17 protein-coding genes are annotated in these 21377 nt (G+C 71.1%); 7 read left to right on the top strand and 10 right to left on the bottom strand.

Features of this window, described 5'->3' with window-relative positions:
- The first annotated feature begins 1 nt into the window (after nucleotide 1).
- From yidC to I003_RS0121545, 6 genes are all read left to right on the top strand, one after another.
- On the top strand, nucleotides 2-1270 hold the full coding sequence (gene yidC, locus I003_RS0121570) for a membrane protein insertase YidC (protein WP_027773412.1): 1269 nt from the start codon (nucleotides 2-4) through the stop codon (nucleotides 1268-1270).
- Nucleotides 1271-1326: 56 nt separating this feature from the next.
- Entirely contained in the window at nucleotides 1327-1842 is a 516-nt protein-coding gene (locus I003_RS0121565) for a R3H domain-containing nucleic acid-binding protein (RefSeq protein WP_027773411.1), read from the top strand.
- Between the two features lie 105 nt (nucleotides 1843-1947).
- Complete coding sequence (rsmG, locus tag I003_RS0121560) at nucleotides 1948-2676, top strand: 16S rRNA (guanine(527)-N(7))-methyltransferase RsmG (RefSeq protein WP_027773410.1); 729 nt, start codon at nucleotides 1948-1950, stop codon at nucleotides 2674-2676.
- Between the two features lie 238 nt (nucleotides 2677-2914).
- Nucleotides 2915-3958 carry a ParA family protein gene (locus tag I003_RS0121555; protein ID WP_078564246.1) on the top strand — a complete coding sequence of 348 codons (1044 nt, stop codon included), beginning with the start codon at nucleotides 2915-2917 and terminating at the stop codon, nucleotides 3956-3958.
- A complete protein-coding gene (locus tag I003_RS0121550) occupies nucleotides 3955-5055 on the top strand; it encodes a ParB/RepB/Spo0J family partition protein (RefSeq protein ID WP_027773408.1) in 1101 nt (366 codons plus the stop codon). The genes I003_RS0121555 and I003_RS0121550 overlap by 4 nt, the downstream gene beginning before the upstream one ends.
- Nucleotides 5056-5178: 123 nt before the next feature.
- On the top strand, nucleotides 5179-5796 hold the full coding sequence (locus I003_RS0121545; RefSeq protein WP_027773407.1) for a GNAT family N-acetyltransferase: 618 nt from the start codon (nucleotides 5179-5181) through the stop codon (nucleotides 5794-5796).
- A gap of 110 nt (nucleotides 5797-5906) precedes the next feature.
- Here I003_RS0121545 and trxA read toward each other — a convergent pair whose 3' ends face one another.
- The 7 genes from trxA to I003_RS0121510 all read right to left on the bottom strand — a co-directional run bounded on the left by trxA (nucleotide 5907) and on the right by I003_RS0121510 (nucleotide 16218).
- Nucleotides 5907-6266, bottom strand: a complete 360-nt coding sequence (trxA, locus tag I003_RS0121540) for a thioredoxin (protein WP_486584326.1) — start codon at nucleotides 6264-6266, stop codon at nucleotides 5907-5909.
- 12 nt (nucleotides 6267-6278) lie between these two features.
- Nucleotides 6279-7256 carry a thioredoxin-disulfide reductase gene (gene trxB / locus I003_RS0121535; RefSeq protein ID WP_027773405.1) on the bottom strand — a complete coding sequence of 326 codons (978 nt, stop codon included), beginning with the start codon at nucleotides 7254-7256 and terminating at the stop codon, nucleotides 6279-6281.
- A gap of 121 nt (nucleotides 7257-7377) precedes the next feature.
- Nucleotides 7378-8334, bottom strand: coding sequence for a hypothetical protein (locus I003_RS0121530; RefSeq protein WP_027773404.1), 957 nt, complete (start codon nucleotides 8332-8334; stop codon nucleotides 7378-7380).
- On the bottom strand, nucleotides 8331-9014 hold the full coding sequence (gene sigM / locus I003_RS0121525; protein WP_027773403.1) for an RNA polymerase sigma factor SigM: 684 nt from the start codon (nucleotides 9012-9014) through the stop codon (nucleotides 8331-8333). The genes I003_RS0121530 and sigM overlap by 4 nt, the downstream gene beginning before the upstream one ends.
- Nucleotides 9015-9048: 34 nt before the next feature.
- Nucleotides 9049-10833, bottom strand: coding sequence for a protein kinase family protein (locus I003_RS0121520; RefSeq protein WP_027773402.1), 1785 nt, complete (start codon nucleotides 10831-10833; stop codon nucleotides 9049-9051).
- Between the two features lie 111 nt (nucleotides 10834-10944).
- Nucleotides 10945-13779: a murein biosynthesis integral membrane protein MurJ gene (gene murJ / locus I003_RS0121515; protein WP_027773401.1), complete on the bottom strand. Its 2835-nt coding sequence runs from the start codon at nucleotides 13777-13779 to the stop codon at nucleotides 10945-10947.
- Nucleotides 13780-13827: 48 nt separating this feature from the next.
- Nucleotides 13828-16218: a DUF6049 family protein gene (locus I003_RS0121510; protein ID WP_027773400.1), complete on the bottom strand. Its 2391-nt coding sequence runs from the start codon at nucleotides 16216-16218 to the stop codon at nucleotides 13828-13830.
- Nucleotides 16219-16450: 232 nt separating this feature from the next.
- Between I003_RS0121510 and I003_RS0121505 the strand changes: the two genes are divergently transcribed.
- The gene (locus I003_RS0121505; protein WP_027773399.1) at nucleotides 16451-17911 is read left to right on the top strand and encodes a CCA tRNA nucleotidyltransferase; all 1461 of its coding nucleotides are present in this window, start codon (nucleotides 16451-16453) and stop codon (nucleotides 17909-17911) included.
- 61 nt (nucleotides 17912-17972) lie between these two features.
- Here the strand turns inward: I003_RS0121505 and I003_RS0121500 are convergent, their stop codons facing one another.
- The 3 genes from I003_RS0121500 to I003_RS0121490 all read right to left on the bottom strand — a co-directional run bounded on the left by I003_RS0121500 (nucleotide 17973) and on the right by I003_RS0121490 (nucleotide 21188).
- Nucleotides 17973-19313: an MFS transporter gene (locus I003_RS0121500; RefSeq protein WP_051368373.1), complete on the bottom strand. Its 1341-nt coding sequence runs from the start codon at nucleotides 19311-19313 to the stop codon at nucleotides 17973-17975.
- An 82-nt stretch (nucleotides 19314-19395) separates the two neighbouring features.
- Entirely contained in the window at nucleotides 19396-20478 is a 1083-nt protein-coding gene (locus I003_RS0121495) for an inositol-3-phosphate synthase (RefSeq protein ID WP_027773397.1), read from the bottom strand.
- Between the two features lie 47 nt (nucleotides 20479-20525).
- On the bottom strand, nucleotides 20526-21188 hold the full coding sequence (locus I003_RS0121490; protein WP_027773396.1) for a PadR family transcriptional regulator: 663 nt from the start codon (nucleotides 21186-21188) through the stop codon (nucleotides 20526-20528).
- Between the last annotated feature and the right edge of the window lie 189 nt (nucleotides 21189-21377).

Here is a 21377-nt window from a genome sequence, read left to right as displayed (position 1 = left end):
CGTGGACACGGTCCTCAAACCTCTCTATATCGCCGTTTCCTGGATCATCGTCCAGTTCCACTCGCTGTTCAGCCTGGTCTTCGACGAGGCCAGCGGCTGGGCGTGGGGGCTGTCCATCGTGGCGCTGGTGGTCGTGATCCGTATCGCGCTGATTCCGCTCTTCGTGAAGCAGATCAAGGCGACACGGAACATGCAGGTGCTGCAGCCGAAGATGAAGGCGATCCAAGAGCGCTACAAGAACGACAAGCAGCGCCAGTCCGAGGAGATGATGAAGCTGTACCGGGAGACGGGTACCAACCCGCTCTCGAGCTGTCTTCCGATCCTCGCGCAGTCCCCCTTCTTCCTGGCGCTCTTCCAGGTGCTGAACAAGATCGCCGGTAACAACGAGGTCGGCGTCCTCAACGCCACGCAGGTGGAGCAGGCCCGTGAGGCCCACGTCTTCGGTGCGCCGATCGCGGCGAAGTTCATGGACAGCGCGGGCAAGGTGGAGAGCCTCGGTTCCACGCTCGCCGACGTGCGGGTCGTCACCGTCATCATGATCGTGCTGATGTCGGGGTCGCAGTTCTACACGCAGCGCCAGCTGATGACGAAGAACGTCGACCTGACGGTCAAGACGCCGTTCATGCAGCAGCAGAAGATGCTGATGTACATCTTCCCGCTCATGTTCGCCGTCTTCGGCATCAACTTCCCCGTCGGCGTCCTGATCTACTGGCTGACGACGAACGTGTGGTCCATGGGCCAGCAGATGTACGTGATCAAGCGGAACCCCACCCCGGGCAGCAAGTCCTACGCGCACCTGCTGGAGCGCATGCAGAAGCACCTCATCGACCACGGCGGTGTGCGCGGCCGCCGCGACCGCTACGTCGTCAAGCAGATGGTCGCCAAGGGCAAGGACCGCAACGAGGACGAGCGGAAGTTCGTCTCGGCGCTGGCCAAGCACGACCTGCTGCCCCAGGCCGACGGCACCGTGATCAAGAGCGAGACCCCGCTGGCGGACGCGAAGCCCGGCGGCGACCCCGGCCGGCGGCAGCAGCCGAAGCGGCAGTCGAAGTCCCAGCGCCGCAGCCACGCCCAGTCCGGCGGCTCCGGCCAGCGCCAGGAGGACCGGGACGGCGAGGCGGAGCCCGAGGACAAGAAGCCCGCGTCGAGCGCCGCGAAGAAGAAGGCGGGCGGCTCATCCGGCCGCGGCGGTGCGGGCGGGAACGCCCGTAACACGAAGTCCGGTCAGCGCAAGGGGCCGCAGCGGCCCAAGCACCCGTCGAAGAAGTAAGAAGGAGCCCCCACGTGACGGACACCGCTTCCGCGACCGGTGAAGCCGGTTCGGAAATCGAGTCCCAGCCCGAGCAGACCGAGGCCGGCGCCGAGGACGTGCTGACCCGCCTGGAGCAGGAAGGCGAGATCGCCGCCGATTACCTCGAGGAGCTGCTCGACATCGCGGACCTCGACGGCGACATCGACATGGACGTCGAGGGCGGCCGGGCCTCGGTGTCGATCATCAGCGAGGGTGCGTCGGACCGACAGCTCCAGAAGCTGGTGGGGCGCGACGGCGAGGTGCTGGAGGCGCTGCAGGAGCTGACGCGGCTGGCCGTGCACCGGGAGACGGGTGACCGCAGCCGTCTGATGCTGGACATCGCGGGGTTCCGTGCCCGTAAGCGGGAGGAGCTGACCGAGCTGGGCACCGAGGCCGTGGAGCGGGTCAAGGAGAGCGGCGAGCCGGAGAAGCTGCGGCCGATGTCCCCGTTCGAGCGCAAGGTGGTGCACGACGCGGTGAAGGCCGCGGGGCTGCGCAGCGAGTCGGAGGGCGAGGAGCCCCAGCGACGCGTGGTCGTGCTCCCGGCCTGACCGGAACACCGTTGCTCCACCCCTGGGCCGGTTGACCCGACCGGCCCAGATTGCTCCCCTGTCACCTCACGCCGCCCGCCCCCGCTCCAGCGAGAGGACGTCCCCGTGTCCGAAGTTGCGGATCTTCCGCCGGCGCCGGAAGCTGCCGGAAAGGTCTTCGGCGGCGTCCTTCCGGACGCGGTGCGTTACGCCGAGCTGCTGGCCGACACGGCGGTGACGCGCGGGCTGATCGGCCCGCGGGAGGTCCCCCGGCTGTGGGAGCGGCACCTGCTGAACTGCGCGGTGCTCGCCGAGGTGGTACCCGATGGCGTCACGGTCTGCGACGTCGGCTCGGGCGCCGGACTGCCCGGCATTCCGCTGGCGCTCGTCCGTCCCGACCTGCGGATCACGCTGCTGGAGCCGCTGCTGCGGCGAACCCGGTTCCTGCAGGAGGTCACCGAGCTGCTGGGGCTGGAGCGGCAGGTGACCGTCGTGCGCGGCCGGGCCGAGGAAGTCCTCGGCACGCTGGAGCCCGTCCACGTGGTCACCGCGCGGGCGGTCGCCCCGCTGGACCGGCTCGCCGGCTGGGGTGTGCCGCTGCTGCGCCCGTACGGCGAGATGCTGGCGCTCAAGGGCGAGAGCGCCGAGGAGGAACTGCGCGCCTCGAAGTCGGCGTTGCACAAGCTCGGCGTCACGGAGACCGAGATCGTGCAGGTCGGAGCCGATGTGGTGGACCCGCCGGCGACCGTGGTGCGGGCCGTGGTGGGCGAGAGCCCGGGGGGTGTGCGCTTCGCCGCCAAGCGGGCCCGGGCCGCGCGGAAGGGCGGTCGCGGCGGGCACGGCCGACGCCGTTAGTCTGCTCGTATCCGAAAGAGGGCCGATCGGTCCATTAAAGCCGCCTACCGTACATACACCGGAGTGTCGCTGCGGTGGTGCCCCCGCGGGGCTGTGCATCGTGTTTCACGTGAAACATCGTTCGTTGCTCCCCGGGATCCTCAGCCGAGGACGCAGTGCCGCAGAGGTCTGCGATTCGGCTGTGGATAAGGAATCATCCACAGGAGGACGGGCCTCGCTGGTTCGCGACCCCGAAAGCATGGCAGGCTCTGTGCAGTGCGAGTCTGAAGTCGAGGAGAGTGAATCCTTGCGGTCCGACGCCAATGTCGCGGGGCCGATGGCCGATCCGGTCCCCGGTCCCCGCTCCGAATCGGCGGATGTTTCACGTGAAACTCCGCCTCCGATGGACGACACTCCGATCGGCCGTGCCGCTCAACTCGCCGTAGAGGCGCTCGGGCGGGCCGGTCAGGGTCTGCCGCGACCTGAGCAGACCCGCGTGATGGTGGTCGCCAACCAGAAGGGTGGGGTCGGCAAGACCACCACCACGGTCAACCTGGCGGCATCGCTGGCCTTGCATGGGGCCCGGGTGCTGGTCATCGACCTCGACCCGCAGGGCAATGCCTCGACCGCACTGGGCGTCGACCACCACGCCGAGGTCCCGTCGGTTTACGACGTGCTGGTGGAGGCCAAGCCGCTGGCCGAAGTGGTGCAGCCCGTCCCCGATGTCGAGGGGCTGTTCTGTGCGCCGGCGACCATCGATCTCGCCGGCGCGGAGATCGAGTTGGTCTCGCTGGTGGCGCGGGAAAGTCGGCTGAAGCGAGCGATCGACGCCTACGAGCAGCCGCTGGACTACATCTTCATCGACTGCCCGCCGTCGCTGGGCCTGTTGACGGTCAACGCCATGGTGGCGGGCAACGAGGTGCTCATCCCCATCCAGTGCGAGTACTACGCGCTGGAAGGGCTGGGCCAACTGCTGCACAACGTCGACCTGGTGCGCGGGCATCTCAACCCCCGCCTCCATGTGTCGACGATCCTCCTCACCATGTACGACGGGAGGACGCGCCTGGCTTCCCAGGTGGCGGACGAGGTCCGCGGCCACTTCGGCGCCGAGGTGCTGAGGACCAGCATTCCGCGCTCGGTGCGGATCTCCGAGGCACCGAGCTACGGGCAGACGGTCCTCACCTACGATCCAGGGTCGAGCGGTTCGCTCTCCTATCTGGAGGCGGCCCGCGAGATGGCCCTGCGGGGTATGCCCAGACAGGGCGAAGCTCATCACGAGCAGCACGACGGAGGGGCTCAGTGACGGAACGACGCAGAGGGCTGGGCCGCGGGCTGGGGGCGCTGATCCCCGCCGCTCCCACCCCCGCCGATGACTCGGGACCGCTGGTCGGCGGCGCAACCATGTCGCCGGGCGCGGTGCCGGTCATAGTGTCGGAGCGGGCGCCGCAGCCGGAGACACAGGGGTACGAGGAACAGGTACCGCCGGAGCACGCCTACGAGGCGCCGCCGGCCGTCGAAGGTGCCGCGGAGGGCGGCGAAGTGGCCGGTGCGCACTTCGCCGAAGTTCCGCTGGACGCCATCACGCCGAACCCGCGGCAGCCGCGCGAGGTGTTCGACGAGGACTCCCTCGCCGAACTGGTCACCTCCATCCAGGAGGTCGGCCTCCTCCAGCCGGTGGTCGTCCGCCGGCTGGGCCAGGACCGCTATGAGCTGGTCATGGGTGAGCGCCGCTGGCGTGCCTGCCGCGAGGCCGGTATGGAGCGGATCCCCGCGATCGTCCGCGCCACGGACGACGAGAAGCTCCTCCTGGACGCGCTGCTGGAGAACCTGCATCGGGCGCAGCTCAACCCGCTGGAAGAGGCCGCCGCCTACGACCAGTTGCTGCGGGACTTCGAGTGCACGCACGACCAGCTCGCCGACCGGATCGGCCGCTCCCGCCCTCAGGTCTCCAACACGCTGCGGCTCCTGCGGCTCTCGCCGCCCGTGCAAAGGAGGGTGGCGGCCGGGGTGATCTCCGCCGGCCATGCACGGGCGCTGCTGTCCGTGGAGGACGCGGGCGAGCAGGACCGGCTGGCACACCGCATCGTGGCCGAGGGCCTGTCGGTGCGGGCTGTCGAGGAGATCGTGACCCTCATGGGGTCGGAGCCCAAGAGCGGGCGCCGGCCGAAGGCGCCGCGGGCCGGCAACCGGATGTCTCCGGCGCTGACCGATCTCGCGTCCCGGCTCTCGGACCGCTTCGAGACCCGGGTGAAGGTCGACCTCGGGCAGAAGAAGGGGAAGATCGTCGTCGAGTTCGCCTCGATAGAGGATCTGGAGCGCATCCTCGGGTCGATGGCACCCGGCGAGGGCAAGGTGCTGGAGAAGAAGCTGAGCGATGAGGACGGCGACGAGGACGAGTGACCCCCTCTCCTCCTCGCCCCGACGAGACAGGCCGCGGACCGAATCCGCGGCCTGTTTTGTCATCTCCGGATACGATGCATACGGAATCGAGGGGGATGCCGGTGAAAGAGAGGATCGGGCTTCATGGGGCGAAGGCTCGTACCGCTCACTCTGGACAATCTCGCGGACGTCCCCCGGCGTTGCCGCTCGTGCGTCTTCTGGGAACTGGATCCCGTCAGCGGTGAGGCAGCCGTCAAGTCCGGGCACCCGGAGCTGGAGAAGGAACGCTGGATTTCCTCCGTGCTGCTGGAGTGGGGATCCTGTGGCCGCGTCGTCTACGTCGATGATGTGCCGGCCGGATTCGTGATGTACGCCCCGCCCGCCTACGTGCCCCGCTCCCTCGCCTTTCCGACGAGCCCGGTGTCGGCGGACGCCGTCCAACTGATGACCGCGTGGCTCAACCCGGGGTATCAGGGGCAGGGGCTCGGCCGGACCATCGTCCAGACCGTCGCGAAGGACCTTCTGCGCCGGGGCGTCAAAGCCGTCGAGGCGTTCGGCGACGCGGCCTGGAAGGAGCCGGCGTGCATGCTGCCCGCGGATCATCTGGTGGCCGTCGGCTTCAAGACCGTACGGCCCCACCACCGCTATCCCCGGATGCGGCTGGAGCTGCGCTCCGCGATCTCCTGGAAGGAGGACGTGGAGCTGGCGCTCGACAAGCTGCTCGGCGCCGCGCGGAAGGATCCCGTGCTGCGGCCGCTCTGACATCCGTCCCGGCATGACGAAGGGCCCGTCCCCCGGGGACGGGCCCTTCGTCTGTCCGCGTCTGCTTCACGCGCCGCGTCGACGTTTCACGTGAAACGCCGATCGCTTCGTCAGCCGATGAACTCGGCGAGGTCGCGCTCCAGGGCGGCCTTCGGCTTGGCGCCGACGATGGTCTTCACGACCTCGCCGCCCCGGTAGACATTCATCGTCGGGATCGACATGATGCCGTACTTCGCGGCCGTCCCCGGGTTCTCGTCGATGTTGAGCTTGACGATGGTGATCTTCTCCGGGTTCTCCGCGGCGATGGCCTCCAGCGACGGCGCGATCTGGCGGCACGGGCCGCACCAGGCGGCCCAGAAGTCGACCAGGACGGGCTTGTCGCTCTTGAGGACCTTCTCCTCGAAGTCCGCGTCGGTTGCGGTCACCGTGGCACCGGCCATGGCGTACTCCTTACGTCGTTGTGCGTTGATGGCTGCTCGGTCTCAGACGGCGTCTGCGACCTTCTCCGGCTCCGCCGACTTCTCCTGGTCGGCGATTGCGGCGAGGTAGCGCTCGGCGTCCAGCGCCGAAGAGCAACCCGTCCCGGCGGCGGTGATCGCCTGGCGGTAGGTGTGGTCGACGACGTCGCCCGACGCGAAGACCCCGGGGAGGTTGGTGCGCGTGGAGGGCGCGTCGACCGTGAGGTAGCCCTCCCCGTCGAGCTCCAGTTGACCCTTGAACAGCTCCGTGCGCGGGTCGTGTCCGATGGCGATGAACAGACCCGTGACCGCGATCTCGGACTCCTCGCCGGTCTTGGTGTTCCTCAGGGTCAGACCGGAGAGCTTGGCGTCGCCGTGGATGGCGGCGACCTCGCTGTCCCAGATGAACGAGATCTTCGGGTCCGCGAAGGCCCGCTCCTGCATCGCCTTGCTGGCGCGCAGGCTGTCCCGGCGATGGACCACCGTGACACTGCTGGCGAAGCGGGAGAGGAACGTGGCTTCCTCCATCGCGGTGTCGCCACCGCCGACGACCACGATGTCCTGCTCGCGGAAGAAGAAGCCGTCACAGGTGGCACACCACGAGATGCCGCGGCCGGACAGCTCGTCCTCCCGCGGCAGCCCCAGCTTGCGGTGCTGCGATCCGGTGGAGACGATCACTGTCCGCGCACGGTGGACGGTGCCCGCGGTGTCGGTGACGGTCTTGACGTCGCCGGTGAGATCGACGGCCACCACGTCGTCGGGAACCAGCTCGGCGCCGAAGCGCTCCGCCTGCGCCCGCATGCTGTCCATCAGATCCGGGCCCATGATCCCGTCGCGGAACCCCGGGAAGTTCTCCACGTCCGTGGTGTTCATGAGCGCGCCACCGGCGGTGACGGCGCCCTCGAAGACCAGCGGCTGCAGCGCGGCGCGGGCGGTGTACAGCGCGGCGGTATACCCCGCCGGCCCCGAGCCGATGATGATCACGTTGCGAACGTCGCTCACGGACTCTTCCTTGTCTACGACCGGCTGCCTGAAGGGGCGGGGAACCGCTTGCGCCCTGTCCCTCTCACCCCACCCAACGGATCCTACGGGCCGGACATTCCCGTGGTCGGATGGGCGCGGCTCAAGGTCGCCGGAAGGTGTCGCGATGCAGGATCTCGCCCGGCTGGTCCGGGGAGGCTGCGCAGGAGGAATCCACCACGTAGGCGTCCACTCGCTGAGGGTCGCCGGGGTGCGGCAGCACGACGAGGTAGACGGAGGTTCCCTCGTACGTGTCTGTCTCGGCCGCGAGCGGTGTCTCGGAGCGGTTGACGGCGGACCGTACGCACGTGGGTACTCGCGGGGTGTCCCCCTCGGCGACGAGAGGACCGTCGCCGCTTTCGGCGGTGCTGTCGCCGGCGCCGGCGCCGTCCCGCCGCTCCGGCTCCTGGAGCATGCCGCGTACCCGGGACTCCAGCGTGCCGGGGCTCAGCGGCCCCTGGGCGGCGTCACTCGGTGCGACCCGCGGGGCGTTCCCCTGGGACCGCTCCTGATCGGCGGAGACGTCCACGGTGTCGGCGTCGTTTCCGCCGGTCTCCGGGAGCTGGACGAGCAGGACGCTCAGCGCCACGATCGCGGCTGCCCCGGCGGTGCCGAGGAGAAGGCGCGGCCAGCGCCGGGCACGCCGTCCGGGGCCGGTGGCGTCCGCGCGGTGGCCGGCGGGCCTGCGGTGCGAGCGGGCGGCTCGTGTTTCACGTGAAACTGCCTCGCGTGGCGCGGGCACGTGGGTCGCCGGCGATGCGGTTTCACGTGAAACATCGGCCGTGGACACATCGGCCTCGTAGCGCGCCTCGGCGGCCAGTGCCGCGTCGATGCGCCCCGCGATCTCGGCGGGCATCGGGCCCGGCTCCGGAAGGCTGCCGAGAAGCCCGCGTACGCCGTCGAGGGCGTCGCGGATCTCACGGCAGGTGGCGCACTCGTCGAGGTGGCGGTGGAGCTGCTGCCTGCGGGCGGGGGACGCCAGGCCCTCGGCGAGGTCGGCCAGTTCCTCGACCCCCGGGTGTCCGTCGTCGGAGCCCGAGGGCCGCGGGGTCTGCGTCACGCCTTGTCACCTCCGCCCTTCGCCGCGCGTGCGTCGCTCTGCTCTGTCGTCTGTGGGACGGATGTCCCCTGCGCCGGGTTCCGTGCCGCTGTCCCGGAGCCGGCGGCGGACAGCCTCAGATGCCGTACGAGGGGAAGGAGGCGGGCGCGACCGCGGGCGCATCGGCTCTTCACGGTACCCGCGGGGACGCCGAGGACATCGGCCGCCTCGGAGACGGGATAGCCCGCCATGTCCACGAGTACCAGTGCGGCGCGCTGTTCCACGGGGAGGGTCGCCAGCGCCTGGCGTAGCTCACGGCCGGTGTCCTCCCGCTCCGCGGGCGCCTCGGCGGACTCCTCCGGCTCCAGCAACTGCTCGAAGTGCTCGGTGTCCGCGACCGGTGCCGCGCGGCGGCTGGCGGTCTTGCGAGCCCGGTCCAGGCAGGCGTTCACGGTGATGCGGTGCAGCCAGGTCGTGACGGCGGACTGGCCGCGGAAGGTGTGCGCCGCCCGGAACGCCGAGAGCAGCGCGTCCTGCACCGCGTCCGCGGCCTCCTCCCGGTCGCCGAGGGTGCGGAGCGCCACGGCCCACAGCCGGTCCCGGTGGCGTCGGACGATCTCGGCGAAGGCGTGCGGGTCCTCACCGGAGACATGCCGGGCCAGGAGCGTACGGTCATCGACGTCGCCGTTGGCGTTCTCCAACGCCGACCCCCTCCCCCGGTCGAATGCTGCGGGCTCAGCTCCGAATCTGGATGTCGGAGATCTTGCCACGGAAGTTGCCCTCGTTCGACGGCGGAATCTCCGTGAGCCACAGCAGAACGTACTGGGTGACGACCGGCTTGGTGGGCTTGAGCGTCAGATTGGTGCCCTCCGCCGCGTCGAACTCCTCGAAGCCGGAGAGGTCCGTCGGCATCGACGCCGTGTCCTGCGGGGTGGCCATGGCGGTCAGCTTGCTGTCGCCGACGAGGGACACCTTGACACTGCCGACGCGCTTCGGCTCACCGAGGTCCAGGACCAGACCGACGCCTTCCTTGAGATTCCCGAAGACCTCGCTGGTGTACCACTTGGTCTCCCAGTAGCTCGACGGGTCGGAGTCGTAGGCCGCCGGGACACTGCTCGGGGATTCGCTGCCGGTGCCGTACGGGTCGAAGTCCCGGGCGCTCTCGATCTCCACCGGCTTGCCGCCCCCGCGACCGCCGCCGGTGCCCCCGCTCCCACCGGGCTGCGCCGCGGAGTTGCCGGTGTCGCCGCTGCGGGCGTCGTGGTTGAGGAGGGCGTCGGCGAGCTGCCAACTGCCGAGGGCCAGCGCGACGATCAGCAGCACGGACACGCACCACTTCACGGCCTTGCCGGTCCGCCCCGGCAGCGTGGGCGGAGCGGCCGGCGGCACGGCAGCGACCGGACGCGCGGCGGGGCCGCCGGGGAGGCCGCCGCTCTGCGCGTAGCCCTGCTGGTACGTCGTCTGCTGGTACGGCGCGGTGCGTGTGTACTGCGGCTCCGGGGGGCGGATGCGGGGCAGCTCGGCGCACGCGGCGCTCAGCTCCGCCGGCGTCGTGCACGGCCGCGCGTGCGCTGCGGCGGCGGGAGAGCCGGCCGCGAGCGCGCGCATGGCCAGCTCCGAGAGTCCGCGGTGCACGCCCGCACGCACCTGGTCCGGGGCGATGAGGCCGACGTGCTTGGGCAGCCCGGCGAGCCCGTAGGCGTCCCCCTCGTACGGCCAGCGGCCCGTCAGCGCCGCGTACAGCAGGGCGCCGACCGCCTCGGTGTCGGTGCGCCGCGGGTCGTCCGCCTCGGTGCCGTGCAGCGCCGCGTGCACGGCCAGCCCGCGGATGCGCCACTGCCCGCTGCCGGTCCGCAGCACGGCGGACGGCGTGAGCCTCAGGTGTGCGAGGTCCTTGCGGTGGGCGGCTGCCAGCGCCTGGGAGACCTGGGTGACGAGTTCGTACGCCTCGTGCGGCTCCATCGGCGCGCCGCCGGCGAGCAGCGTGGACAACTCGGTGGCGTCGGGGAGCCATTCGTGGACCACGTAGACGACGTCGTTCTCCTCGACGGCGTCGAGGACCTGGACGAAGCGCGGGTCGCCGATGAGGGCCGCGGCGCGGGCAGCGTCGAGGACGGCGTCGGCATGGTCGTGCCCGGCGGCCAGGACGTGGACGCCGACGGCGCGGCGCAGCTTCTCGTCGACCGCGCGCCAGCTACTGAAGCCGTCGAGCCGGGTGACGCACTCCTCCAGGCGGTAGCGCTCGGCGAGTTTGTGGCCGCTGTGCATCTCGGCGACCGGGACGCCGGCCCGGCGCGGCCCGGCGGGCGGGGTGTCCGCGGTGGGAGGCTTCTCCGCAGCCGGCTCAGCCTCACCGGCTTCCGAAGCACCGGGGTCGGGGGCTGCCGGGGCAGCGGCCTCGGCAGCGGGGGTCTTCGCGGGACCGGTCGGGCCTTCCGTGCCCGCCGCATCCGTCGTGTCGGCCGCATCGCTGCGGTCGGCCGCCGAGCCGTCGACGGCTGCCGTGCTCCGTTCCGCCACCGCCGTTCCTGCCTCCCCAACTCTCGTGTCGTGCAGCCGCGCCGTGACAATTGTGCCCACAGCCTCTCGTCATCCACGACACACGGCGATGACGGAAGGTTGTGCCCCCGGTTACCGGCCGAGGCGCCCGCGGACCATCCCCATCATCGCGTTCAGCTCCTGGATCCGCATCCGCCGGGCCGCGACGAGGAAGATCGCGCCGAGGACGACCGAGCCGGCGACGAGCGCGGCGAGGGATCCGGTGACGCCGTTGCCGAGCTTGTCGGTCACCGCCCACGCGGCGCCGCCGCCGGCGAGCGCCGCCGGGATGCTGGCGCCGACGAGGCGCGCGTAGGTGCGCACGACGTGGGCCCCGTCCAGGTCGTTGGTCCCCATGCGCTGCTTCAGCCGCCGCCAGGCGACGCCGACGCCGACGGTGTACGCGACGCCGTAGCAGGCGGCCATGCCGATGACCGCGTGCCGGTCGGGCAGCAGGAGGAACGCGATCGCCGAGCCGGAGGCGAAGACCGCGGCGACGATCAGCGTGTTGTAGAAGGGCGTGCGGGTGTCCTCATAGGCGTAGAACCCGCGCAGCACGACGTACTGCACGGAGAACGGGATCAGCCCGAGGCCGAAGGCCATCAGCACGTACCCGATCGAGGTGGCGGGGTCGCTGCCGACCGCGGCGAACAACAGCGTGCACATCGGGATGCCGAGCGCGACGAGCGCGAAGGCGATCGGCACGATGGCTACGGCCGAGGTGCGCAGGCCGTGCGAGATGTCGTCGCGCACCGCCGTGGGCTCGCCGTCGGCGGCGGCCCGCGAGATACGCGGGAGCATCGCGGCCATCACCGACACGGTGATGATCGCCTGCGGCATCTGCCAGATCAGCAGCGCGTTCTGGAAGGCCATGATGCCGGTGCCGTCGTGGCCCACCTCGGAGGCCGACTCGCCGGCCCAGGTGGCGAGCTGCGTGACGACGAGCATGCCGGCCTGGTTGGCGAGGACGAAGAGGAAGGTCCACTTGGCGAGCTTGGCGGCCTTGCCGAGGCCGTGGCCCTTCCAGTCGAAGCGGGGCCGGATCTTGAAGCCGGTCTGCCGCAGGTACGGGATCATCGCCAGCGACTGCACCACGAGGCCCAGCAGCGTGCCGACGCCGAGGAGCCGCACGCCCTCCTCGGGGATGGTGCTCTCGTCCATCGCCGAGGAGTCGGAGGTGCCGTAGACCCACAGGAAGAGGCCGAAGGTGGCGATGATGACGATGTTGTTGAGGACAGGAGTCCACATCATCGGGCCGAAGCTGCCGCGCGCGTTGAGGATCTGCCCCATCACGACGTGGATGCCCATGAAGAAGATGGTGGGCAGGCAGTACTGCGCGAAGGAGACGGCGACCTCGTTGGACTGCGGGTCGTCGGCGATCTTCACCGACATCGCGCGGATGAGCAGCGGCGCGGCGAACACCGCGACGAGGACCATCCCGCCGAGGATGACCGAGACGAGGGTCAGCAGCCGGTTGGCGTAGGCGATGCCGCCGTCGGGGTCGTTCTTCATCGCGCGCACGAGCTGCGGGACGAAGACGGAGTTGAGGCCGCCGCCGATGGTGAGGATGTAGATCATCGTCGGCAGTGTGTAGGCGACGGTGTACGTGTCGCCGAGGACCGCGACGCCGAGGGCCGCGGAGATCACCAGCGTGCGCAGGAACCCGGTGATGCGTGAGACGAGCGTGCCGGCGGCCATGACGGCGCTGGAGCGCGCCAGGCTGGCGACCCGGCCCCCGCGGGTGCGCTGCGGCGGTACGGGCGCGGGCGCCGCGGGCTGCTGCTGGGCGTCCGCCGGGGGCGGCTGCGGGGCGCGCTGGTCGCGGAAGAGGTGGGCGAAGGCGTCCTCCTCCGGCTGCGGCGGATGGCCGGCCCCGGTGACGAGGTCGTCGACGCCGATGAACTGCGTGGTCTGGTCGCCGTAGCGCAGGTGCCGGGTGGGGCCGTCGGGCTCCGGCGCGGGCGGGCCGGCCCACATCCGGGGGTCGGCGCCGTACTGCGGCGAGGGCGGCTGCTGGTACGGCGGCTGGGCGGCGGGCTGGCTGCCGGGCGCCGGCGGGGGGTGGGCGGCGTGGTCGTAGAGCGCGTCGCCGAGGGGGTCGGCGCGCTGCTGGTACGGGTCGGGCGCGTAGGCGTCCTGGAGGTACGGGTCCTGGTGATAGGGCGGTGGCGACGGGGAGGCCGCGGCCTGGGCGCCGGCCTGGCCGTACGGGTCCCGCGGGTCGGCGTGCGGGTGCTGCTGCTGCCCGCCCCGGGGGTGGTGCGGCTGCTGCGGGTAGCGCGGGGCCCGGGGGGCGCCCTGCCCGTACGGGGAGCGGGGGTCGTGCGGCGCCTGCGGGGCGGGCGCCTGGGGACCGGCGGCGTACGGGTCGGCGTGCTGGGCGTACGGGTCCTGCCCCGGCCTGCCGTACGGGCCGGGGGCCTGCTGACCGCCGTGCTGCTGCCCCTGGTGCGCGGGCGGCACGGGACGCCCGTACTGACCGGGGTGCCCCTGCTGCGCGGGCCCGCCGTGCCGCGGCTGCTGCGGCTGCCCGTAGGGCGGCTGCTGGGCGTGCTGGCCGGAGTGGGGGTGCTGGCCCTGCTGGCCGTGCTGTGCCTGCTGGCCGTGCTGCGCGTACGGATCCGGGGATGCCGGGTGGGCGGGGGGCGCGTGCTGGGCGTAGGGGTCGGGAGCGGCGGGCTGCGCGTAGTGGCCGCCCGGGGCGCCCTGCCCGTACGGGTCGGCGGCGGGCGGGGCGTAGTACTCCTGCGGATACTGCGCGTACGGATCCTGGCCGCTCTGCGCGTACGGGTCGGGCGCGTACGGGTCGGTGTTCTGCTGGTCGGCCGGGGGCTGCTGGTGCGCAGGCGGAGGCGGCGACCCGGCAGGCGGCAGGTTCGCGGGATCACCCGCGCCCTGGCTGTGGTCACCGTCGTACGGCGCGTTCATCGACACCCCACAAGGGTCATGGCCGGCCTGGAAACGGCCTGGTCGTTCTCACCGCTCCACTCTCTCACTGGCACCCGACCGGGCACCGCTTTCCGTGTCGGTGTCGTCGGCGCGGTCGCTCCCGGTGAGGCGCGTTCCGTGTGTCTCCTTGTCGGATTCCCCGGTATCGCCGTCGCTACCGGGATCCGCCGTGTCTTCCGGGCTGCCGGCACCGCCGGTGCCGCCGTCCCCGCCCCCGTTTCCGTCCTCTTCCCCGTTCCCGTCGGCGTCTTCGCCCGTCTCCGCCGCCCGGGCGGCGCGCTTGCGCTGCGAGTACATCCGTACCCCGGCGAGGACGAGCAGCAGGATCCCGGCGCCGATGACGAGCAGCACCGTGGAGGTGATGGACGTCACCTCCACCTGGAAGGTCTTCTCTGCGCCGAAGGGCTTGCCGTCCTCGGTGAAGAGCTGGGCGGTGATGTTCACCGGTCCGCTGGCACGCGCGGACGCCTCGAACTTCACCGAGGTGCTGTGCCCGCCCGCGACCTCGATGGACTGCCGGTCCTTCTCGATCCGCAGCCGGCTGGGCACGTCCGACGTCAGCCGCAGCTCCAGCCCGCGGACGTTCTGCACCAGGTTGTTCTGCACCGTCACCGGGATCGTGCCGCTGTTGCCGGACAGCGTGAGGTCGGACTTGTCGATGAGCTGCACTTCCGACGTGAGGTCCTGAAGGTAGCCCTGCACCCCGCGCCGGAACGCCTCCGCCTCCCCCTTGCGGCCGCGCCACTGCGTGGACATCTCACGGAGCAGCGCATTGCCGAAGGGCACGATGACCCGCCGGCTCCGGTCGAGGATCTCGGAGAAGTCGTCGAGCTGCTGTCCCGTGGCGCGGATCCGGTCGAACGCCTCGCGGGGGATCTCCTGCTTCCGCAGCTTCTTCGGGTACGCGCCCCTGCTCGGCACCGTGCGGTTGGCGGCCGGGTCGGCCGGCTGCGTCACGGCGCTGCTGAGGTTCAGCGGCGTCATCCACGTGCTGGTGTCGAGGTCACCGAGCGCCTCCGCCATCGCCTGAGCCTGGCCGAGCGTCGGGGTGCGCTGCGGGGCGACGACGATGCTCCGCTGGAGGTTCGGCTGCTGCAACGTCGTCACGAGCGTCTGGGCGAGGAACTCCTGGATGGCCAGGGAGAACGTCTCCGCCCGGCTCATGTCCCCCTCGAAGACCCGGGAGAGCTGCGCGTCGGCCACCAGCGCCGTCCGGCCACCGCCGATGGGGCGGGCCGCCGTCGGGGTGTACGACAGGCCGCCGTCGGTCATGCTGTCGCTGCGGGCGAGGATCCACTGCGCCCCGGCCGCGCCCGCGACGCCGACGATGCGCTTGTCGATCGCGCCTTCCGCGGGCCAGGCGAGGTCGGTCTCCGGCTCCAGGTGCAGGACCGACTCCACGGTCATACGGGCCAGGGTGGTGGCGTTGCCGAGCTGGTCGAGGGTGCCGGAGACCTTGCGGCCGCGGTGGGCGATGGAGGCCAGGTCGGGGTCCCCGAAGGGCAGCGCGACGACCTCGCGGCCCTTCACGGCGTTCTGCAGATCGGCCAGCCACTGCCGGGCGACGGCCTGGCCCTTGCCCGGGACGGTCTCGCCGTTCTCGTCCACCACGTTGTACGCCTCGGTCATCGCGGCCGCCGTGGCGAGCAGATCCGGGTCGAGGACCCACGTCACGGGAAGCTCCTCGCCGAGCGCGACCATCTGCTGGAGCCTGCCGCCGGGCTCCATCTGCTCCAGCAGGCCGTCGCCGGCGAGTACCGGCGTCTGCTGCTCGTCCGGCTCGGTGCGCGCGGTGAGCTGCGGGGTGGCGATGACCGGCCAGACGAAGGTGAGCCGGGTCCTGGTCGACAGGTTGTCGGGCTGCCAGGGCAGGAAGGTGTGCTCGATGCCGAGCACCTGCTCGTAGCCGACGTCCGCGGAGGTCCCGCTGAGGGAGACGGCGAGCTGGTAGACGCCGGGCGTGTCCAGCGGCAGCCGGTTCACCGGGATCGTCATGCTGAAATCGCGGGTCATGCCGGGCGCCAGGCTCTTCACTTCCTTGGTGCCGGGGCCGTCGATCTCGGCCCCGTCGTACTCCGAGATCCAGCCCGTGCGCTCCGTGGCCTGGGTGACCTCGCTGCGGCTCGTCAGCGGCCCGCTGAGGCGCAGCGAAACGTGCGGGTCGGAGATCCTGGCGTCGGTCCTGTTGGTGACCTTCCCGGAGACCGTGAGGTCGTCCCCGCCGGAGGGCACGGACGGGTTCATGTAATCCACGGACACGTTCACCGAGCGGGAACCCGACGGCTGTGCGTGGGCCTCGCCGGCGGCCGGCACCTGCGCGAGCGCGGCCGGCAGCAGGAGCGCCACGAGCAGCAGGGCGGTCAGCAGCCGCCGGTGGGCCGGGGGACGGGCGGGAGGGCCGCCCGGGGACCCGGTCAAATGTGCCAGCTCGGCCACGCGCTCGCCCGTCCTCGTCGTCCTCGTGCCCGGCCCGCGGCCTTGTGCCGCCTGCCTTGGACCCCGATGGTAACGAGGTACGGGACGCCGGGTGGCGGGGACCGCATCAACCTCGGGGCGCTCTCCCGCCCGATCGGTTCCGGGACGGTTCGGAGAGGCCTCGAAGGGTGGCCAGTTGCGGTCCCGCGGTGCGCGGCCCGTACCCTGTTCTGTTGTGCCGAACGCCCGCGAAGACCACCGAACCCAGCAGGCCACGCTCAGCCGTGCCCAGCGCAGCGCCGTCAGCGAACTGCTGCGCGTCTCCCCCGTCGCCGACGACCTGGCCCATCGCTTCCGGGACTCCGGCGCCCGGCTGGCGCTGGTGGGAGGCTCGGTGCGGGACGCGCTGCTCGGCCGGCTCGGCAACGATCTCGACTTCACCACCGACGCCCGCCCGGAGCGGGTGCTCGAGATCGTCCGGCCGTGGGCCGACGCGGTGTGGGAGGTCGGCATCGCGTTCGGCACCGTCGGCTGCCGCAAGGGCGATCTGCAGATCGAGATCACCACGTACCGCTCCGAGGCCTACGACCGGACGTCGCGGAAGCCCGAGGTTTCGTACGGCGACTCCATCGAGGAGGATCTCGTCCGCCGGGACTTCACGGTCAACGCGATGGCCGTGGCGCTGCCGGAGAAGGAGTTCGTCGACCCGCACGGCGGGCTGGACGACTTGGCGGCCCGGGTGCTGCGCACCCCGGGCACCCCGCAGGAGTCCTTCGGCGACGACCCCCTGCGGATGATGCGGGCGGCGCGGTTCGCGGCGCAGTTGGGCTTCGAGGTGGCACCGGAGGTCGTCGCGGCGATGACCGACATGGCCGCGCGGATCGAGATCGTGTCCGCCGAGCGGGTGAGGGACGAGCTGAACAAGCTGCTCCTCGCCCCCCGTCCCCGGGCGGGGCTGCAGTTGCTGGTCGATACAGGGCTGGCCGAGCACGTGCTGCCGGAACTGCCCGCGCTCCGGCTGGAGCGTGACGAGCACCACCGGCACAAGGACGTCTACGAGCATTCCCTGATCGTGCTGGAGCAGGCCATCGCGCTGGAGGAGGACGGCCCGGACCTGGTGCTGCGGCTCGCGGCGCTGCTCCACGACATCGGCAAGCCCCGCACGCGCCGCTTCGAGAAGGACGGCCGGGTCTCCTTCCACCACCACGAGGTGGTGGGCGCGAAGATGGCCAAGGCCCGGATGACGAAGCTGAAGTACCCCAACGACCAGATCAAGGACGTCTCGCGGCTGGTCGAGCTGCACCTGCGCTTCCACGGCTACGGCACCGGCGAGTGGACGGACTCCGCGGTGCGCCGCTACGTGCGTGACGCCGGGCCGCTGCTGGACCGGCTGCACAAGCTCACCCGCTCCGACTGCACCACCCGCAACAAGCGCAAGGCGCTGGCCCTGCAGCGTGCGTACGACGGCCTGGAGGAGCGCATCGTCCGGCTGCAGGAGCAGGAGGAGCTGGACGCGATCCGCCCGGACCTCGACGGCAACGAGATCATGAAGATCCTCGGCATCGGCCCCGGGCCGGCGGTCGGCCGCGCGTACCGGCACATGCTGGAGCTGCGGCTGGAGCGCGGCCCCATGGAGCGCGAGGAGGCGGTCGAGGCGCTGCGCGCGTGGTGGGCGGAGCAGAACCCGCCCGCCTGAGGGCTACGCTCCCGCAGGCCGGGGGCGTACGGAGACGGCGTCACCGCGACGGATGCGGGCGTCACGTTTCACGTGAAACATGCGGCTCGGCGACGGCGCTGCCCTCCAGGCCCGCGGGCTTCCCCTCCTCCGCCGGGGCGTGTTTCACGTGAAACATCGCCAAGGCGATGCCCGCGAAGATCACCGAGACTCCGGCCACCAGCACCGCCGAGCGCCCATCCCTGGGCAGCAGGGCCGCCGCGGACGCCGCGGCGCCCACGAAGGCGATGTTGAAGAGCATGTCGTAGAGGGAGAAGATCCGGCCGCGGTAGGCGTCGTCCACCGACGACTGCACCACCGTATCCGTCGTGATCTTGACGCCCTGTGTCGTGACCCCCAGGACGAACGCCGCCACCAGCATCGGCCCCGGCGCGAACGACAGCGCCAGCACCGGTGTCAGCACCGCGGCCAGCGCCGCGCACAGCGTCATCCAGCCCGCCCGGCCCAGCCGTGTCACCAGCGACGGCGTCAGCACCGCCGCGACGAAGAACCCCAGCCCCGACAGGCCGACGGCCACACCGAGCAACGCCATGCCGTCGTCCTCGCCGTCGGACCAGGCGTAGCGGCAGAGCATCAGCAGCATCACGGTCAGCGCGCCGAAGCAGAAGCGCATCAGGCCCATGGCGGACAGTGCCCGTGCCGCCTCGCGCCGCTCACCCAGGTGCCGTACCCCCGCGACGAGCCCGCGCGCGGTGCTGGCGACCGCCGCCGCTATCCGCGGCAGCACCAGCTCCGGGTCCGGACCCAGCGCCTCCGGCGCCATCCGGAGCGACGCCAGCGCCGCGCAGAGATACAGCCCCGAGCCGACCAGCACCGTGAGGGCGTCCGCCGCGCTCCCCTCGGGCCCGGCGAGACCCACGAGGAATGCGACGCCACCGCCCGCCGTGGCCGCCAGGGTGCCCGCGGTCGGCGACAGGGAGTTGCCGACCACGAGCTGCTCCTCGGTGTCCACCACACGCGGCAGCGCGGCGGAGAGCCCGGAGAGCACGAAGCGGTTGACGGCGGTGACGGAGAGCGCGGAGAGGTAGAAGAGCCAGTCCGGCACCCCGGCCAGCAGCAGCGCCGCCGTGCCCGCGGCGAAGACCGCGCGCAGCAGGTTCCCGTACAGCAGCACCTGCCGGCGCCGCCAGCGGTCCAGCAGCACGCCCGCGAAGGGGCCGACGAGGGAGTACGGCAGCAGCAGCACCGCCATCGCGGAGGCGATGGCGGCCGGCGAGGTCTGCCGCTCGGGGGAGAAGACCACGTACGCGGCGAGCGCCACCTGGTAGACGCCGTCGGCACCCTGGGAGAGCAGCCGGACGGCCAGCAGCCGGCGGAAGCCGTGCAGCCGCAGCAGACTGCGGAGGTCGCGGACAACGGGCATGGCGTTCAGCATCACATGCCCAGGGGCCCCGGGCTGCAGCCCGGGGCCCCTGAAGACGGCGAGTCGTCGGCGGTGGCGGTGCTCAGCGCTCGACTTCGCCGCGGATGAACTTCTCCACGTTCTCCCGCGCCTCGTCGTCGAAGTACTGCACGGGCGGAGACTTCATGAAGTACGAGGACGCCGAGAGCACCGGGCCGCCGACGCCGCGGTCCTTGGCGATCTTCGCGGCGCGCAGCGCGTCGATGATGATGCCCGCGGAGTTCGGCGAGTCCCAGACCTCCAGCTTGTACTCCAGATTCAGCGGCACCTCGCCGAAGGCACGGCCCTCCAGGCGCACGTACGCCCACTTGCGGTCGTCGAGCCAGGCGACGTAGTCCGACGGGCCGATGTGCACGTTGTGCTCGCCCAGGTCGCGGTCGGGGATCTGGGAGGTGACGGCCTGGGTCTTGGAGATCTTCTTGGACTCCAGCCGGTCGCGCTCCAGCATGTTCTTGAAGTCCATGTTGCCGCCGACGTTGAGCTGCATCGTGCGGTCCAGGATGACGCCCCGGTCCTCGAAGAGCTTGGCCATGACGCGGTGCGTGATGGTGGCGCCGACCTGCGACTTGATGTCGTCACCGACGATCGGGACGCCCGCCTCGGTGAACTTGTCCGCCCACTCCTTGGTGCCCGCGATGAACACCGGCAGCGCGTTGACGAAGCCCACGCCGGCGTCGATGGCGCACTGCGCGTAGAACTTGGCGGCGTCCTCGGAGCCCACCGGCAGGTAGCAGACCAGCACGTCGACCTGCCGGTCCCGCAGCACCTGCGCGACGTCGACGGGCTCCTCGGCGGACTCCTCGATCGTCTCGCGGTAGTAACGCCCGAGGCCGTCGAGCGTGTGGCCGCGCTGCACGGTCACGCCGCTGCTGGGCACGTCGCAGATCTTGATGGTGTTGTTCTCGCTCGCCCCGATGGCGTCGGCGAGGTCGAGGCCCACCTTCTTGGCGTCGACGTCGAACGCCGCGACGAACTCGATGTCACGGATGTGGTAGTCCCCGAACTGGACGTGCATGAGCCCGGGCACCCGGCTATGCGGGTCGGCGTCCCGGTAGAACTCGACGCCCTGCACGAGAGACGCGGCGCAGTTGCCCACGCCGACGATGGCTACGCGTACCGAACCCATTGACGGTTGCTCCCTGTTGTTCGATGAGGCCGTGCGAGGGCAGGGCCTCAGTTGGCGGTGTCGTCGGACGGATCCGGCCGGGTGCTGTCCCGGTCACGGGGCAGGCCGCCCGTCTCTGCTGAACCGGCGTCTCCCGAAGGGCGCTGGTCGCGCCCCGCCCGTTCGCTCTCGATCAGCTCGGTGAGCCAGCGCACCTCACGCTCGACCGACTCCATCCCGTGTCTTTGCAGCTCCAGGGTGTAGTCGTCGAGTCGCTCGCGTGTGCGCGCCAGCGATGTGCGCATCTTGTCCAGACGCTCCTCCAGTCGGCTGCGCCGGCCTTCGAGCACCCGGACCCGTACGTCACGCGACGTCTGGCCGAAGAAGGCGAAGCGGACGCCGAAGTGCTCGTCCTCCCACGCCTCGGGCCCGGTCTGGGCGAGCAACTCCTCGAAGTGCTCCTTGCCCTCGGCCGTCAGCCGGTAGACGATCTTGGCGCGCCGGCCGGACAGCGGTACGGCGGGACCGTCCTGTGGTGGGGGAGCGGTCTCCTCCGTCAGCCATCCCTGCGCGAGGAGAGTCTTCAGGCAGGGATAGAGGCTGCCGTAGCTGAACGCGCGGAACACCCCCAGCGAGCTGTTGAGCCGCTTGCGCAGCTCGTAGCCGTGCATGGGGGACTCACGGAGCAGGCCGAGGACGGCGAATTCCAGGATGTCTGAGCGCCTGCTCATCGCCGCCTCCTCCCGTGCCGCGGATGTCCCGCTCTGGTGTTACCGGGGCGATGTGTCCTACCGATGTGTCGCACCGATGTGTCGTCCTGATGTATCGCCTCGATACATCCCGACGATAGAACGGGCTTCGGGCGGCTGCAAGTGAGGGTTCTGTGAACGGCGTCACATTGGCCTCACCGGGCACGCCGA

It is taken from the genome of Streptomyces sp. CNQ329 (assembly GCF_000482585.1).
Note: the sequence above shows the minus strand (reverse complement) of the source record. Positions and strands in the feature narration are given on the sequence as shown.